Annotated in this window: 13 protein-coding genes and 2 tRNA genes; 3 read left to right on the top strand and 12 right to left on the bottom strand. The window is 52.6% G+C overall.

The window, feature by feature from the left end; all coding sequences use genetic code 11:
• Positions 1–252: 252 nt before the first annotated feature.
• The 6 genes from truB to GFB57_RS07225 all read right to left on the bottom strand — a co-directional run bounded on the left by truB (position 253) and on the right by GFB57_RS07225 (position 6,715).
• Positions 253–1,197 carry a tRNA pseudouridine(55) synthase TruB gene (gene truB, locus GFB57_RS07250; protein WP_003024986.1) on the bottom strand — a complete coding sequence of 315 codons (945 nt, stop codon included), beginning with the start codon at positions 1,195–1,197 and terminating at the stop codon, positions 253–255.
• Positions 1,197–1,601, bottom strand: a complete 405-nt coding sequence (rbfA, locus tag GFB57_RS07245) for a 30S ribosome-binding factor RbfA (protein WP_003024988.1) — start codon at positions 1,599–1,601, stop codon at positions 1,197–1,199. Before rbfA ends, truB begins: the two co-directional genes overlap by 1 nt.
• 146 nt (positions 1,602–1,747) lie before the next feature.
• A complete protein-coding gene (infB, locus tag GFB57_RS07240) occupies positions 1,748–4,438 on the bottom strand; it encodes a translation initiation factor IF-2 (RefSeq protein ID WP_003024990.1) in 2,691 nt (896 codons plus the stop codon).
• A gap of 24 nt (positions 4,439–4,462) precedes the next feature.
• Complete coding sequence (nusA, locus tag GFB57_RS07235; RefSeq protein WP_003024992.1) at positions 4,463–5,950, bottom strand: transcription termination factor NusA; 1,488 nt, start codon at positions 5,948–5,950, stop codon at positions 4,463–4,465.
• Between the two features lie 28 nt (positions 5,951–5,978).
• Complete coding sequence (gene rimP / locus GFB57_RS07230) at positions 5,979–6,431, bottom strand: ribosome maturation factor RimP (protein WP_003024996.1); 453 nt, start codon at positions 6,429–6,431, stop codon at positions 5,979–5,981.
• A 207-nt stretch (positions 6,432–6,638) separates the two neighbouring features.
• A tRNA-Met gene (locus GFB57_RS07225) sits at positions 6,639–6,715 on the bottom strand.
• A gap of 333 nt (positions 6,716–7,048) precedes the next feature.
• Here GFB57_RS07225 and argG point away from each other — a divergent pair.
• The gene (gene argG / locus GFB57_RS07220; protein WP_003024998.1) at positions 7,049–8,392 is read left to right on the top strand and encodes an argininosuccinate synthase; all 1,344 of its coding nucleotides are present in this window, start codon (positions 7,049–7,051) and stop codon (positions 8,390–8,392) included.
• A gap of 202 nt (positions 8,393–8,594) precedes the next feature.
• Here the strand turns inward: argG and GFB57_RS07215 are convergent.
• From GFB57_RS07215 to GFB57_RS07205, 3 genes are all read right to left on the bottom strand, one after another.
• Positions 8,595–8,681: transfer RNA gene (locus GFB57_RS07215), tRNA-Leu, on the bottom strand.
• A 9-nt stretch (positions 8,682–8,690) separates the two neighbouring features.
• Positions 8,691–9,023 (bottom strand): preprotein translocase subunit SecG, encoded by a 333-nt coding sequence (gene secG / locus GFB57_RS07210; RefSeq protein WP_003025000.1) that lies wholly within the window; start codon positions 9,021–9,023, stop codon positions 8,691–8,693.
• A 167-nt stretch (positions 9,024–9,190) separates the two neighbouring features.
• Positions 9,191–10,084, bottom strand: coding sequence for a LysR family transcriptional regulator (locus GFB57_RS07205; RefSeq protein WP_008320638.1), 894 nt, complete (start codon positions 10,082–10,084; stop codon positions 9,191–9,193).
• A 148-nt stretch (positions 10,085–10,232) separates the two neighbouring features.
• Between GFB57_RS07205 and iadA the strand changes: the two genes are divergently transcribed.
• Together iadA and dcuC are read left to right on the top strand one after the other, a co-directional pair.
• Positions 10,233–11,366 carry a beta-aspartyl-peptidase gene (iadA, locus tag GFB57_RS07200; RefSeq protein WP_003025004.1) on the top strand — a complete coding sequence of 378 codons (1,134 nt, stop codon included), beginning with the start codon at positions 10,233–10,235 and terminating at the stop codon, positions 11,364–11,366.
• Positions 11,367–11,376: 10 nt separating this feature from the next.
• The gene (gene dcuC, locus GFB57_RS07195; protein ID WP_003025006.1) at positions 11,377–12,843 is read left to right on the top strand and encodes a C4-dicarboxylate transporter DcuC; all 1,467 of its coding nucleotides are present in this window, start codon (positions 11,377–11,379) and stop codon (positions 12,841–12,843) included.
• Positions 12,844–12,887: 44 nt separating this feature from the next.
• Here dcuC and glmM read toward each other — a convergent pair whose 3' ends face one another.
• The 3 genes from glmM to ftsH all read right to left on the bottom strand — a co-directional run bounded on the left by glmM (position 12,888) and on the right by ftsH (position 17,099).
• A complete protein-coding gene (glmM, locus tag GFB57_RS07190; protein ID WP_003025008.1) occupies positions 12,888–14,225 on the bottom strand; it encodes a phosphoglucosamine mutase in 1,338 nt (445 codons plus the stop codon).
• Positions 14,218–15,066 (bottom strand): dihydropteroate synthase, encoded by an 849-nt coding sequence (gene folP / locus GFB57_RS07185; RefSeq protein WP_003025010.1) that lies wholly within the window; start codon positions 15,064–15,066, stop codon positions 14,218–14,220. Before folP ends, glmM begins: the two co-directional genes overlap by 8 nt.
• A 98-nt stretch (positions 15,067–15,164) precedes the next feature.
• Positions 15,165–17,099, bottom strand: coding sequence for an ATP-dependent zinc metalloprotease FtsH (gene ftsH, locus GFB57_RS07180; protein ID WP_003025013.1), 1,935 nt, complete (start codon positions 17,097–17,099; stop codon positions 15,165–15,167).
• Positions 17,100–17,116: the final 17 nt, after the last annotated feature.

The raw sequence follows: 17,116 nt of genomic DNA, 5'->3' as shown, positions 1-17,116 counted from the left end.
GAATGAAAGGATGCCGATCTCTAATTCAGCTATCCCAGTGTATACACTTTATCCTTCAAACTGACTCTGCGTTGGCTGCGTCCGCTCACCTCAGTCACTTACTTAAGTAAGCTCCTGAGGATTCTCAGACTTGCCGCCTTGATGCAGCTCGAATGATTTTGTGTATACGTCGCGTAGATTGTTAAACAATTTACGCGACGTTAAGCGGCAGTATTCTACTCGCAGCGCCCTTTTATCGCAAGACAGAGAGCGCTATGCAGGATACTCAACCACCAGGCGACGGGGGGCGACACGACCTTCATCGTCCATCTCCCCCATGCCAATAAACTTGCCGTCATCGCCTTCCGTCACGCGGACCAGCCCTTCCAGCGGCGCGCCTGATGTCCGTACCGGGTTACCGTTTTTAAAGTAAACCGAGGATGTTAAAGGCAAATTAACAACAGGATAGTCCGATGCAGGACTGTCCATTGGCATCAGCAAAGGATCAAGCAGCTGTGCCGCCGGAATGTTCTGCTGCTCGGCCTGTTCAACCAGCTCACGCAGATGTTCCAGCGTCACCATTCGATCCACCGGATACTTGCTGACCGTCAAACGACGCAGATACGTGACGTGCGCGCCGCAGCCCAACTTCTCACCGAGATCGTCAACAATGGTGCGAATATAGGTGCCTTTGGAACAGTGAACTTCCAGCTCCAGTTCGTTACCTTCGTGACGGATAAACAGCAGCTCATAGACGGTAATCGGTCGCGCTTCACGCGGCACTTCAATACCCTGACGCGCATATTCGTACAGCTTCTTACCCTGATACTTCAGCGCCGAATACATTGACGGGATCTGCTCGATATCGCCGCGGAAAGTTTCCAGCGCGCTCGCCAGTTGTTCTGCGGTGAAGGTTACCGGACGTTCCTGCACGATTTGCCCATCGGCATCGGAAGTGTCTGTACGCTGGCCCAGACGGGCAACCACACGATAGCGTTTGTCAGAATCCAGCAAATACTGTGAAAACTTAGTCGCTTCACCGAGGCAGATTGGCAGCATGCCTGTCGCCAGCGGATCCAGTGCGCCGGTATGTCCCGCGCGATTGGCATTGTAGATGCGTTTTACTTTTTGCAGTACATCATTGCTGGACATGCCCTGCGGCTTATCCAGCAGCAGGACACCGTGAATGTCGCGACCACGACGACGAGGACGACTCATCAGTCCTCCTTGCTGTCGTCCGCTGGGTTCACACGACGCTCATCGTCATGTTTCACCACGCTGGTCACCAGGTTGGACATGCGCATCCCTTCAACCAACGAGTTGTCGTAGAAGAAGGTCAGCTCAGGCACGATACGCAGACGCATGGCTTTACCCAGCAGAGAACGGATAAAACCAGAGGCTTCCTGCAGTGCCTTGATGCCGTTTTTCACAGCAGCTTCGTCCTGATCGTTGAGGAAAGTCACGAATACTTTGGCATATGCCAGATCACGAGACATCTCAACACCCGATACGGTGGTCATCATACCAACACGCGGGTCTTTGATTTCGCGTTGCAGGATGAGTGCGATCTCTTTCTGCATCTCTTGCGCGACACGCTGCGGGCGACCAAATTCTTTCGCCATAATAAATTCTCCAGAATAAAGACAAAAAAGGGGCTATCAGCCCCTTTTTAAATTTCTTGCCGGGTGGCGCTTCGCTTACCCGGCCTACACCTAATCATCTTCTAAGGATTTTGGGCTGCAAATTGCGGCCCAAAAGACGACGAAGATTAAGCGATAGTACGTTGGATCTCGATAATCTCGAACACTTCGATCATATCGCCAACGCGAACGTCGTTGTAGTTCTTAACGCCGATACCACATTCCATGCCGTTACGGACTTCGTTAACGTCATCTTTGAAGCGACGCAGGGATTCCAGCTCGCCTTCATAGATAACCACGTTGTCGCGCAGAACGCGGATTGGGTTGTGACGTTTAATCGTGCCTTCGGTAACCATACAGCCTGCGATAGCGCCGAATTTCGGTGATTTGAACACATCACGAACTTCAGCCAGACCAATGATCTGCTGTTTCAGCTCCGGAGACAGCATGCCGCTCATCGCTGCTTTCACTTCGTCGATCAGATGATAGATGACGGAGTAGTAACGCAGATCCAGGCTTTCAGATTCGATAACTTTACGTGCAGAGGCATCAGCACGGACGTTGAAGCCAACCAGAATCGCGTTGGATGCCGCAGCCAGGGTCGCGTCGGTTTCGGTGATACCACCTACGCCAGAACCGATGATCTTCACTTTGACTTCGTCGGTAGACAGTTTCAGTAAAGAGTCGGAAATCGCTTCTACAGAACCCTGAACGTCAGCCTTCAGGACGACGTTCACTTCGTGAACTTCGCCTTCGGTCATGTTAGCGAACATGTTCTCGAGTTTAGATTTCTGCTGACGAGCCAGTTTAACTTCACGGAATTTGCCCTGACGATACAGTGCAACTTCACGGGCTTTCTTCTCGTCACGAACGACAGTAACTTCGTCACCTGCAGCCGGAACACCGGACAGACCGAGGATTTCCACCGGAATGGACGGACCTGCTTCCAGTACTTCCTGACCCAGTTCGTTACGCATAGCACGAACGCGACCGTATTCGAAGCCACACAGTACGATGTCGCCTTTGTGCAGCGTACCTTCACGCACCAGTACGGTAGCAACCGGACCACGACCTTTATCCAGGAAGGATTCGATAACCGCACCGCTCGCCATACCTTTACGCACAGCTTTCAGTTCCAGTACTTCGGCCTGCAGCAGGATAGCGTCCAGCAGCTCGTCGATACCGGTACCCGCTTTCGCAGAAACGTGAACGAATTGGCTCTCGCCGCCCCACTCTTCCGGCATGATGCCGTACTGGGACAGTTCGTTTTTAACGCGATCCGGATCCGCTTCCGGCTTATCGATTTTGTTGACTGCAACCACCACCGGCACACCCGCCGCTTTCGCGTGCTGGATAGCTTCGATGGTCTGTGGCATCACGCCGTCGTCTGCTGCAACAACCAGAACAACGATATCCGTTGCCTGAGCACCACGAGCACGCATGGAGGTAAACGCGGCGTGACCCGGGGTATCCAGGAAGGTGATCATACCGTTGTCAGTTTCAACGTGGTACGCACCGATGTGCTGAGTAATGCCGCCCGCTTCACCAGAAGCCACTTTCGTGGAACGAATGTAGTCCAGCAGGGAGGTTTTACCGTGGTCAACGTGACCCATGATGGTCACAACTGGTGCGCGCGGTTCAGCCGCAGCACCGGTGTCACGGTCGCTCATTACCGCTTCTTCCAGCTCGTTTTCACGACGCAGGATAACTTTGTGGCCCATCTCTTCGGCAACCAGCTGTGCGGTTTCCTGGTCGATGACCTGGTTAATGGTAGCCATTGCGCCCAGCTTCATCATCGCTTTGATGACCTGAGAGCCTTTGACCGCCATTTTGTTCGCCAGATCGCCAACGGTGATGGTTTCGCCGATCACAACGTCACGGTTAACGGCCTGAGCTGGCTTCTGGAAGCCCTGCTGCAGAGCGGAACCTTTACGCTGCTTACCGCCTTTGCCGCCGCGAACCGCTGCACGTGCTTCCTCACGGTCAGCTTTAGATTCAGCGTGTTTGTTGCCTTTCTTCGCCGGACGCGCGGCTTTCGTGCTGCGAGTACGACCACGGCCGCCTTCGACTTCACGATCGTTTTCGTCTTCAGCCTGGCGAGCATGCTGGGAAGTGGTGACGTGATAATCGCTGGTATCTTCAACAGGTTCAGCGTTATTCACACCATTTTTCTCGTTTTCTTCCGCCATACGGCGAGCTTCTTCCGCTACGCGGCGCGCTTCTTCTTCAAGCTTGCGACGTGCTTCTTCTTCCGCTTTACGCTTCAGTTCTGCGGCTTCATTTTCACGGCGGGCTTTTTCGGCCTGGGCGGTTTTAGTCATATCGTCGGTCTGTTGATTGCTCACTTTGTCTTTTTCCGCAGCTTCACGTTTCGCTTTATCAGCGGCTTCACGCTTAGCTTGTTCTGCGGCCTCACGTTCGGCTTTTTGTTGCGCCTCGCGTTTGGCAGCTTCTTCTGCCTCACGACGGGCTTGCTCTTCCGCTTCACGCTGCGCCTGCTCTTCCGCGGCAAGGCGTTCAGCCTCTTGCGGATCGCGTTTCACAAAGGTGCGTGTCTTGCGGACTTCGATTTGTACCGATTTGCTTTTTCCACCGGTACCTGGAATATTGAGAGTACTGCGCGTTTTACGCTGCAATGTCAACTTATCCGGCGCTGAGCCGTTTTCACGGTTCAAATGCGCCAGTAAGGTTTGTTTCTCTTGTGCGGACACAGAGTCGTCAGCAGACTTCGGGATACCGGCATCAGCAAATTGCTGTACCAGGCGATCCACGGAAGTCTGTATCTCTGCAGCCAGCGTTTTTACGGTTACATCTGTCATACTGTTCCTTCCTGCTACAGTTTATTACGCTTCGTCGCCGAACCAGCAAATATTACGGGCAGCCATAATCAGCTCACCGGCTTTTTCGTCGGTCAACCCTTCGATATCAGCCAGATCATCAATGCCCTGTTCAGCGAGATCTTCCAGCGTACAAACACCACGGGCCGCCAGTTTGAAGGCCATCTCACGATCCAATCCTTCCAGATTCAGCAGATCGTCAGCCGGTTTGTTATCACCGAGGCTTTCTTCCTGGGCCAGTGCCAGAGTGGTCAGTGCGTTTTTAGCACGCTCGCGCAGCGCTTCAACGGTCTGTTCATCCAGGCCGTCAATTTCCAGCAGCTCTTTCATTGGCACGTAGGCCAGTTCTTCCAGCGTCGCAAAACCTTCTTCCACCAGAACGGTCGCGAAATCTTCATCGATATCGAGATATTTGGTGAAGGTATCGATGGCTGCATGTGCTTCAGCCTGATGCTTCGCCTGCAGGTCATCAACGGTCATCACGTTGAGTTCCCAACCGCTCAGTTGTGAAGCCAGGCGGACGTTCTGACCATTACGTCCAATCGCCTGAGCCAGGTTACCGGCTTCAACCGCGATATCCATGGTGTGCTTGTCTTCATCCACCACGATAGAAGCAACGTCTGCTGGCGCCATTGCGTTAATCACGAACTGCGCCGGGTTATCATCCCACAGGACGATATCGATACGCTCGCCGCCCAGTTCGGTAGAAACCGCCTGAACGCGCGCACCGCGCATACCAACACAGGCGCCGACCGGATCAATACGCTTGTCGTTGGTCTTAACGGCGATTTTCGCACGCGATCCCGGATCACGGGCAGCCGCTTTAATTTCGATAACTTCTTCGCCAATTTCCGGTACTTCAATGCGGAACAGCTCAATCAGCATTTCCGGTTTGGAACGGGTTACAAACAGCTGCGCACCGCGCGCTTCCGGGCGTACAGAGTACAGAACGCCACGAATACGGTCACCTGGGCGGAAGTTTTCACGCGGGAGCATGTCTTCACGCAGGATAACAGCTTCAGCATTGCTGCCCAGATCCAGAGAAATGTTGTCGCGGTTTACTTTCTTTACCACACCGGTGACGATTTCGCCTTCGTGTTCGCGGAACTGATCGACAACCATTGCGCGTTCAGCTTCACGTACTTTCTGTACGATAACCTGTTTCGCGGTCTGGGTGGTGATACGGTCAAAGGTGACAGATTCAATCTGATCTTCAACATATTCGCCCACGTTCAGACTTTCGTCTTCGAAGCGTGCCGCTTCCAGCGTAATTTCTTTGGTCGGCTGAGTAACTTCTTCTACGATTACCCAACGACGGAAGGTATCGAAATCACCGCTTTTACGATCGATTTCTACGCGAACGTCGATCTCTTGCTCATATTTTTTCTTTGTTGCTGTAGCCAGCGCACTTTCCAGTGCTTCAAAAATTTTCTCGCGTGGCAGCGCTTTTTCGTTGGATACGGCTTCAACAACAGCCAAAATTTCTTTGTTCATCGCGGGCTTTTCACCTCAATCCAGACTGTTAAAAGTGGGGAACCAGGTTCGCCTTCTGGATATTACTCAGCGCGAACACTTCATCTTTGCCTTCGACTGTGACCGTGATCATCTCACCGTCCACCGCTTTGATAACGCCCTGCCATTTACGACGGTTTTGTACCGCCATACGAAGAACCAGCGTGACTTCTTCACCCAGGAAACGCACGTAGTGTTCAGCTGTGAACAGAGGACGGTCGAGACCCGGAGAGGAGACTTCCAGGTTATAGGCAACGGTGATTGGGTCTTCGACATCCATCACGGCGCTTACCTGATGGCTCACATCAGCACAATCATCAACATTGATGCCATCTTCACTATCAATATAGATGCGCAGTGTGGATGTGCGACCACGAATAAATTCGATGCCGACCAGTTCGTAGCCCAGGGCTTCAACTGGCGCTGTAATCATCTCTGTTAATTTTTGCTCTAATGTGGACAAGCCCACCCCCAAGACATAAAAAAAGGGCCTAAAGCCCAGTTATTCTGTAGTCAGATAACAAAAAACCCCGATAAATCGGGGCTTTAGATAACTGAACCCTATAACCGCACCTGCGGTTCGGAGAACCTTCCGAAAGAATTTTTTTCAAATCCAGCTACGAAGGCCTAAGTCTTCACAGTATATTTGAAAAAGAACTCTAAGGGAAAGTGGTTGCGGGGGCCGGATTTGAACCGACGACCTTCGGGTTATGAGCCCGACGAGCTACCAGGCTGCTCCACCCCGCGCCTGAAACGTGGCAAATTTTACTCGTTTTGGGTAAAAAATGCAAATACTGCTGGGATTTGGTACCGAGGACGGGACGTAAAATCTGCGCACAGTATATTGATTCAATATGTGTTATGTCAACCTTGTTACGACTATGCAAATCAATGAATGCTGCCCAGCACTAGCCCAGCAAGATAAATATGCCACCCACGCCGTTATTTAACGAAATTATCACTAAACTCTTCCTGTCATCCAGAAAAGATGATTAAATGAAAACTCATTTATTTTGCATAAAAATGCAATTAGCATAATAAGCGACCTCTTCACCAGTCTATCAAGCAGGGTTTTATTTTATGACGACGATTCTCAAGCATCTCCCGGTAGGTCAACGTATTGGTATCGCTTTTTCCGGCGGCCTGGACACCAGTGCAGCACTGCTGTGGATGCGACAAAAAGGGGCTGTCCCATATGCATATACTGCGAATTTGGGCCAGCCGGATGAGGATGACTATGACGCCATTCCTCGCCGTGCAATGGAATATGGTGCTGAGAATGCTCGCCTGGTAGATTGCCGTAAGCAGCTCGTTGCCGAAGGGATCGCTGCCATTCAGTGCGGTGCATTCCACAACACCACTGGCGGACTGACCTACTTCAATACCACCCCGCTGGGCCGTGCCGTGACCGGCACCATGCTGGTTGCCGCCATGAAAGAAGATGGCGTAAATATCTGGGGTGACGGTAGCACCTATAAAGGTAACGATATTGAACGTTTCTATCGTTACGGTCTGCTGACCAACGCCGAACTGCAGATTTATAAACCATGGCTGGATACCGATTTTATCGATGAACTCGGCGGTCGCCATGAGATGTCCGAATTTATGATTGCCTGTGGTTTCGACTACAAGATGTCCGTTGAGAAAGCGTACTCAACAGACTCCAATATGCTCGGGGCGACCCACGAAGCAAAAGATCTGGAATTCCTGAACTCAAGCGTCAAAATCGTCAACCCAATTATGGGCGTGAAGTTCTGGGATGAGAGCGTGAAGATCCCGGCAGAAGAAGTGACTGTGCGTTTTGAACAGGGTCATCCGGTTGCACTGAACGGTAAAACCTTCAGCGACGACGTTGAGATGATGCTGGAAGCCAACCGTATCGGCGGCCGTCACGGTCTGGGTATGAGCGATCAGATTGAAAACCGCATCATTGAAGCGAAGAGCCGTGGCATCTACGAAGCCCCGGGGATGGCATTGTTACATATCGCATACGAGCGTTTGCTGACCGGTATTCACAACGAGGATACCATCGAGCAGTATCACGCACATGGTCGCCAGCTTGGTCGTCTGCTGTATCAGGGTCGCTGGTTCGACTCTCAGGCGCTGATGCTGCGTGACGGTCTGCAGCGTTGGGTTGCCAGCCAGATTACCGGTGAAGTGACGCTGGAACTGCGCCGTGGTAATGACTACTCGATCCTCAACACCGTATCTGACAATCTGACTTATAAACCAGAACGTCTGACGATGGAAAAAGGCGATTCCGTATTCTCTCCGGACGACCGTATCGGTCAGTTGACCATGCGTAATCTGGATATCACCGATACCCGCGAGAAGCTGTTCGGCTATGCGCAGTCTGGTCTGCTGACCGCTTCTTCCACAACCGGCCTGCCGCAGGTTGAGAATCTGGAAAATAAGGCGAAGTAAAGATACACCATCTTAAGGCCGCGAAAGCGGCCTTTTTTATGTGCGGAATATAGCTCTGCGGCCCTGTAGGTCGGATAAGGCGTTTACGCCGCCATCCGACATTATTACAACGCCTGATGGCGCTATGCTTATCCGACCTACAGGACAGCCAAAAATAACAGACGAAAAAAAAGACGCTTTGCAGCGTCTTTTTTTTGGAATTTGGTACCGAGGATGGGACTCGAACCCACAAGCCCGTTAGGGCACTACCACCTCAAGGTAGCGTGTCTACCAATTCCACCACCTCGGTACAGAATACTTAGCGTGGGATATCGCTGGTCGGCTGAGCCGGAGCAGCTGGCTGAGTTTGCTCGGTTTTCGCCGGTGCACTCAGATTTTCCCACTCACTTCCTTTATTGGTCTTATTGCTGTTCATGTTACCCAGCACCAGACTGATGATGAAGAACAAGGTTCCCAATACAGCTGTCATACGGGTCATGAAGTTACCAGAACCACTTGAACCAAACAGAGTACCAGAAGCGCCTGCGCCAAAAGAGGCTCCCATATCAGCGCCTTTGCCTTGCTGCAGCATGATCAAGCCTACCAGGCCAATTGCCACAATAAGGAAAACTACTAAAAGAGCTTCGTGCATAATCAACCTGTTCCTTGCGGAGTTGCCGCGTACAATGCTTCGACCATTAAAGCGGGAATATTTACTGTTTCCCACTGAAGCGGGTGTGAATACTAACCAAAGCGAATAACCTTCGCAAGGGCAATTTGTTAGCATTGTATCAACTGCGGAAAAAATCGCCATATCAATCAAAAACGCAGCAACTTCTCCCAGCATCTCTGCATGACGGCGCGTTGATCGTCAAGATTCGCCCATACCACAACGGGGATTTCACAAATCAGATCTGCATTTTGTGGCCAGCAGTGAATAATTTGCTGATTCACCAACTCTTCCGCCACCATTGATTCAGGTAACCAGGCCATTCCCATATGGCGCAACACCATTTCTCGTATCGTTTCGCTTAAACCACTCTCAAACACTTTTTTCAACCGTGGTCGCACTCGTTGTTCTGCCAGATCAATAATACGTCTGACAAAGGTATAGTCGCTGTAACATAGCCAGGGGATCGGGGTATGCGGATCGTCAAGCGTATCCACCAACTGTGCAGAAATCACAGGAATAAATCGCTCATACCGCCATAGTGAACGTTTTAACCCTCCGGCAATCTCCAGCCCTGGTTGTGAAGAGGGTAAATCGTAAGTCACCAGCATATCAATTTGCCGGTTTATCAGGGCATTGAAGTGGTTGTCTATCCCCTGGATACTGGCGTTTACCGTAAAGTTTAACTGCGGCTCACTCTGTCGCAGGTAGTTGATCATATCCGGCAGGATATTCACCGACAGCGTATGCAGGCTGACCATCACCAGCGTGTTATCCGTTGCTGGCGTCATCGCCGACAGCTCATGGCGTGCCTCTGTTAACGTACTGAGGACGTGCCGGGCATAAGGTTCAAAGCGTTCACCATAGCGCGTCAGCGTGACGGGGGTCGTTGTCCGATCAAACAAAGGCACGCCCAGCACCTCTTCCAGCGCCTTTATACGCCGACTCAGCGCAGGTTGAGTAATATGCCGCTGCGCCGCGGCCTGAGAGTAGTTTCCATGCTGGCTCAAGGCCAGAAAATCTTCCAGCCACTTACAATCCACGTTGTGCTCTCCGCCATGCCATAACCGCATCCTCCAATAACAAATCGGTAATAGTCATAGTTATAGTAATGGCTTTATGGTGGGCATCATAACAACAATATTCCGTTTCACCTGCCGACTCTCACCTTCGACGTTTGACAGGACCGCTATGTTTACTTTATTGACCAATGCCCGTGTTTTTTCTCCTGAGGATTTAGGCCTCTGCTCCCTGCTCATTCATGCCGACCGAATTGTGGCGGTAGAAAAAGATATTTCATTGTTTGATGGCGTCAACGAGGTCATCGATTGTCGGGGTAAATGGGTTATCCCTGGCATCATCGATCAGCATGTTCATCTTACCGGTGGCGGTGGCGAAGCCGGATTTGCCAGTCGGACACCCGCCGTCAAGCTGCGCGATCTGATTCAGGCGGGTATTACCACGGTGGTTGGCGTGTTAGGCACCGATGCCATTTCTCGTTCGCCCAAAGACCTCTACGCTAAAATGCAGTCTCTCAACCTTGAGGGATTACGCGCGTTTATGCATACGGGAGCCTACGCCGTTCCCAGCCCAACCATTACGCGATCCATCCGCGATGATATGGCCTTCATTCCGGCAATTCTTGGTGTAAAAATCGCCCTCGCCGATCACCGCGGCTCTTACCCCTCTTTCCAGGAGTTGCTGAGGATAGTGAGCGATATTCGCGTCGCTTCCCTGCTGGCAGGGAAAAAAGGCTTGCTGCATGTGCACCTGGGGAATCTGCCGGAAGGGATGTCGCAACTTATTGAGTTGTGTGATGCGGGTATTCCGATTCACCATATTTCACCGACCCATGTTGCAAGAACAGAGCCCTTGTTCGAACAGGCTATTGCTTTCGCCCATCGTGGCGGCCATATCGATGTTACGTCTGGTGGCAGTCGTTTTATGCCTCAGGAGCAAGCGATTCTCCACGCACTCGAAGCACAGGTTCCGGCGGAGCGCATCACGATCAGTTCTGACGGCAATGGCAGCGTTCCGCGCTTTAACGCTCAGGGTATCGTTGAAGGTTTAAGCGCGGCACCGGTCGCAGGCAATCTTAACCTACTTCCTCGCCTGATTGATGTCGGTATTCCGGTGCCGCAGGCCATCGCAATGCTGACGGCAAACGTTGCACGCTCGCTGGGTATTTCCGGGGGCGTGCTCTGCGCCGGAGAACGTGCCGATATCTGTGTACTCAATGATGACCTCTCGCTGGCCCATCTGTTTGCCGCGGGTAAACCGTTGCTGCGGGATGGCGAGTGCCTGGTTACCGGCAACTTCGAGTAAGGGGGCAAGAATGTCATTACTACTGGCGCTAATCGCCATCATTTTTGCCGGACGTCTGATCCTCAAAAAATATCACCCCCAGTCGGTACTGTTATTGACCGGGATTGTGCTGTTGCTTATCGCGCATTTTAGCGGAATGACCTCACTCAGTGGCCTGGTGAAAAAGAGCACCGGATTTGGCCCCTTTGACGCCTTTGAGTTTATCCGCGATACCCTGAGCGTGCGTCTCGGCGGCCTCGGGCTGCAAATTATGCTGATTGGTGGTTTCGCCACGTACATGTCAGCCATTGGCGCAAGCCAGGTACTGGTTCGGGTAACATCTCGTCCTCTACAACGGCTGAACTCGCCTTATCTGCTGCTGGGACTGGCACTGCTATTAGGCCAATTCCTGTCGCTGTTTATCAGCAGCGCCACCGGATTGGGTCTGCTGTTGATGGCGACGCTTTACCCATTGCTTACCCGTCTTGGCTGTAGCCGCGCCGCAGTTGCCGCAGTTATCGCCAGTACCTGTGCGGTTGAGTTTGGCCCAGGATCCGGCAACTCGGTTCTCGCCGCCAAAACCGCAGGTATTGAAGTGGTGAACTATTTTGTGCAGGATCAGTTGCCGATCGTTGTGCCCGTCATCCTTTTCATCGCCCTGTTGCATATTGTTGTGCAACGCTTTTTTGACCGTCGGGAAAGTGGCGACAATGCAGCTCAGCAGATGCAGACATTAACGGCAACTGATGAAGCCGACGCACCTATCGCCTGGCTGTTTCTGCCCATGCTGCCGCTGGTATTGATGTTGGTGTGCAGCGATTTAGTATTTAGCTCGCTTAAGATTACGCTGGATACCGCCGTACTGATAAGCCTCGCTATTACGCTGGTTTGTGAGTACTGCCGTCATCGCAAGGCGCGCGAGGTGATGGCTGGCGTACAAAAGGTTTTCGACAGCATGGGCAGCGTTTTTGCCACCGTCGTGACGCTGATTATCGCCGGTGAAGTTTTTTCCGCCGGGCTGAAAGCCATTGGCGCCGTCGACGCGCTGCTGTCGCTTTCTGGCGAATTTGGCCTCAGCGCCGCCTCTATTATCCTGCTGATGACCCTAATCACCTTCGCAATTTCAGCGCTGATGGGCTCCGGGAATGCGGCATTTTTCTCCTTCGCCCCCATGGTGCCGGACATCAGCCGTCATATCGGTAGCGATATCGCAGTCATGATGTTGCCTATCCAGATATCGGCGGGTATTGGTCGTACGTTATCGCCGATTGCCGGCGTCATCATTGCTATCGCAGGGATTGCAGGCGTCTCGCCTGTGGATATTGTTAAGCGCACCGCGATTCCGATGCTGGGCGGTTGGCTACTGATGATTGCGCTAACCTTTGCCCGGTCTGGGCATTTGCTGGCGGTTCTGCCGTGGCTGGCAGTCCTTGTACTACTGATGGTCGGTGGTTACTTCTGGCAGCGCCGACGTAAACAGCCGCTTGCCGTACAGTAAAAAAAAGCCGGAGTCTCAGACTCCGGCTCTCACTTTCTTCGGGATTACGCCGCTTTCACAGCATCGGCAATACGGTGGGCGAATTCAGTCACCTGCGCTTCGTCTTCACCTTCAACCATCACACGAATTAACGGTTCGGTACCAGACTTACGCAGCAGGACGCGTCCACGGTTACCCAGTGCCGCTTCCACTTCCGCCATCACCGCTTTCACATTTTCATGTTCCAGCGGATCGCCGCTACCTGCGGTGTAACGTACGTTAACCAGCAGCTGTGGGAACATTTTCATGCCGCTGCACAGGTCGTGCAAACTCATATGGTTACGCACCATCGCCGCCAGCACCTGCAGGCCCGCCACGATGCCGTCACCAGTGGTGGTTTTGTCCAGCAGGATCACATGACCAGAGTTTTCGGCACCGATACGCCAGCCTTTTTCCTGCATTTTTTCCAGCACATAGCGGTCGCCAACTTTCGCCCGAGCAAAAGGAATACCCAGCTGTTTCAGCGCCAGCTCGAGGCCCATGTTGCTCATCAGCGTACCTACCGCACCACCACGCAGCTGTCCCTGACGCAGGGCTTCACGGGCGATGATGTACATGATCTGATCGCCATCGACCTTATTGCCTTCGTGGTCAACCATAATAACGCGGTCGCCATCGCCGTCCAGCGCAATACCCAGATCGGCTTTTTCCGCAATCACGCGCGCCTGCAGGGCACGGACGTCAGTGGCGCCGACTTCTTCATTGATGTTCACACCGTTTGGCTCACAGCCAATGGCAATCACGTTTGCACCCAGCTCACGCAGTACATTTGGTGCAATGTGGTACGTTGCACCGTTAGCGCAATCCACCACAATTTTAAGCTCACTCAGACTCAGTTCGTTCGGGAAGGTGCCTTTGCAAAACTCGATATAGCGACCGGCAGCATCAACGATACGGGTAGCTTTACCCAGTTCAGCCGAGTCCACGCAGGTGATCGCTTTTTCCATTTCGGCTTCGATAGCTTCTTCAACCGCATCCGGCAGTTTGGTCCCATCGATGGAGAAGAATTTAATCCCATTGTCATAGAATGGGTTGTGCGAAGCGGAGATAACAATCCCGGCCTCAGCACGGAAAGCACGCGTCAAATAAGCAACGGCAGGTGTTGGCATTGGCCCTGTGAATGAGGCTGAGAGTCCGGCGGCTGCCAGGCCCGCTTCCAGCGCGGACTCCAGCATATAGCCGGAAATACGCGTATCTTTACCGATAATAATTTTACGTGAACCATGACGAGCCAGCACTTTCCCTGCAGCCCAGCCCAGCTTGAGCACAAAGTCAGGAGTAATTGGGGCATCACCTACGCGACCGCGGATCCCATCAGTGCCAAAATATTTACGATTACTCATAGCGTTTTTTTTCCTTTGCAGACAATGTGGCTTCCACCACACGCATCGCTTCTACGGTTTCTTTGACGTCATGGACACGAACGATCTGCGCCCCCTGCATTGCGGCAATCACCGCGCACGCCAGACTGCCGCTCAGGCGTTCGGATGGCCCCACATTCAGCAACTGGCCAACCATTGATTTTCGTGACATCCCAACCAGCAGCGGCAGATTAAAATGATGAAACTCCGCCAGACGTGCCAGTAATGTGTAGTTGTGAGTGAGATTTTTACCGAATCCGAACCCGGGGTCGAGCAACAATTTATCTTTTGTGATTCCAGCCCGCTCGCAACGTGCTATTTGCTCAACAAAGTAACGATCTACCTCAGCAAAAACATCCTCATACTTTGGCGCTTCCTGCATGGTTTTCGGCTGCCCCTGCATATGCATCAGGCAAACCGGCAATCCGGTCTCCGCTGCGGCTTCCAACGCTCCAGGCTCCGAGAGTGAGCGAATGTCATTGATGATATGCGCGCCAACTCTGGCGCATTCGCGGATCACTTCGGGCTTTGAGGTATCAACCGAAATCCACACTTCAAAACGCTGAGCAATCGCCTCCACCACAGGGATCACTCGCTGCAACTCTTCTTCCACACTCACATCAGCCGCGCCCGGACGCGTGGACTCACCACCCACATCAATGATAGTCGCCCCGGCGTTAATCATCAGGTTTGCGTGTTTTACCGCCTCAACCAAAGAGTTGTGCGCTCCACCATCGGAAAATGAGTCTGGCGTGACGTTCAAAATCCCCATGACGTGCGGATGGCTGAGATCCAGTGAAGAACCCTGAGCAAAGAGTTTCATAGTTTTATCCCTGGTAAAATCTTGAATATGCAGATAAGAAAAACCCCGGAGCAAGCCCCAGGGTTTTCAATTAAAACACGGTCATCATCAACGATAACTTATTTGTCGCCCAGCTGCTCTGACATAGTGCCAGAGTCCGGCGCACGCGGTTCATCAACCGGACGCGGTGCACTCGGCTTGCCGGTGCTGCCAGAGTTGTTGTTAGAAGAACCCGGTTCTTCCCAACCCGCAGGCGGACGCACATCGCGGCGAGCCATCAGATCGTCAATCTGCGGCGCATCGATAGTCTCATATTTCATGAGCGCATCTTTCATCGAGTGCAGAATGTCCATGTTTTCGTTCAGCAAACGACGTGCACGGTCATAGTTACGCTCAATCAGCAGTTTAACTTCCTGATCGATAATGCGAGCGGTTTCATCGGACATGTGTTTCGCTTTCGCCACAGAACGTCCCAGGAACACTTCGCCTTCTTCTTCAGCGTACAGCAACGGACCGAGTTTATCGGAGAAGCCCCACTGAGTAACCATGTTACGCGCCAGGTTAGTCGCGACTTTAATGTCGTTCGACGCACCGGTAGAAACATGTTCAGCACCGTAGATGATCTCTTCCGCCAGACGGCCACCGTACAATGTGGAGATCTGACTTTCCAGTTTCTGACGGCTGGCGCTGATTGCATCGCCTTCAGGCAGGAAGAAGGTCACACCCAGCGCACGACCGCGCGGGATAATCGTCACTTTGTGCACCGGATCGTGTTCCGGCACCAGGCGACCGATAATCGCGTGGCCTGCTTCGTGATACGCGGTAGATTCTTTCTGCGCTTCCGTCATCACCATGGAGCGACGTTCCGCACCCATCATGATTTTGTCTTTCGCTTTTTCGAACTCAACCATCGACACTACGCGCTTGTTGCCACGAGCAGCAAACAGTGCCGCTTCGTTGACCAGGTTCGCGAGGTCCGCACCGGAGAAGCCAGGCGTACCACGTGCAATGATTGCCGCATCGATATCCGGAGACAGCGGCACGCGACGCATATGCACTTTCAGGATCTGTTCACGACCGCGAACGTCCGGCAGACCAACCACAACCTGACGGTCGAAACGGCCTGGACGAAGCAGCGCAGGGTCAAGAACGTCCGGACGGTTAGTCGCTGCGATAACGATAATACCTTCGTTACCTTCGAAGCCGTCCATCTCAACCAGCATCTGGTTCAGCGTCTGTTCACGTTCATCGTGACCACCGCCCAGACCTGCGCCACGCTGGCGGCCTACGGCGTCGATTTCATCGATGAAGATGATGCACGGTGCCGCTTTTTTGGCTTGTTCGAACATGTCACGCACACGAGATGCACCGACACCCACGAACATTTCCACGAAATCAGAACCGGAAATTGTGAAGAATGGAACCTTCGCTTCACCTGCGATAGCTTTCGCCAGCAGGGTTTTACCCGTACCCGGAGGACCGACCATCAGGACGCCTTTCGGGATTTTACCGCCCAGTTTCTGGAAACGGCTCGGTTCGCGCAGATACTCAACCAGCTCAGCGACTTCTTCTTTTGCTTCGTCACAACCCGCAACGTCAGCAAAAGTCGTTTTGATCTGATCTTCCGTCAGCATGCGCGCTTTGCTCTTGCCGAACGACATGGCACCTTTGCCACCACCGCCCTGCATCTGACGCATGAAGAAGATCCAGACACCAATCAGCAGCAGCATTGGGAACCAGGAAATGAAGATAGAAGCCAGCAGGCTCGGCTCTTCAGGTGGTTCGCCAACAACCTTGACGTTTTTGGTCAGCAGGTTATCAAGCAGCTTCGGATCGTTAACCGGGATGTAGGTCGTGTAACGGTTACTATCTTTCTTGGTAACGTTAATCTCACGTCCGTTGATCTTCGCTTCACGAACCTGGTCCTGATTGACCTCTTGCAGGAAGGTAGAGTAATCAACCTTACGGCCATTAGACTCGCTGGGCCCAAAGCTCTGGAATACTGACATCAGCACAACGGCAATGACCAGCCAGAGAATTAGGTTTTTCGCCATGTCACTCAAGGGATTAA

It is taken from the genome of Citrobacter sp. S39 (assembly GCF_009495675.1).
Classification (GTDB): Bacteria; Pseudomonadota; Gammaproteobacteria; order Enterobacterales; family Enterobacteriaceae; genus Citrobacter; species Citrobacter freundii.
The sequence above is the reverse complement of the archived record's forward strand: the minus strand, read 5'-3'. Positions and strand labels throughout refer to the sequence as shown.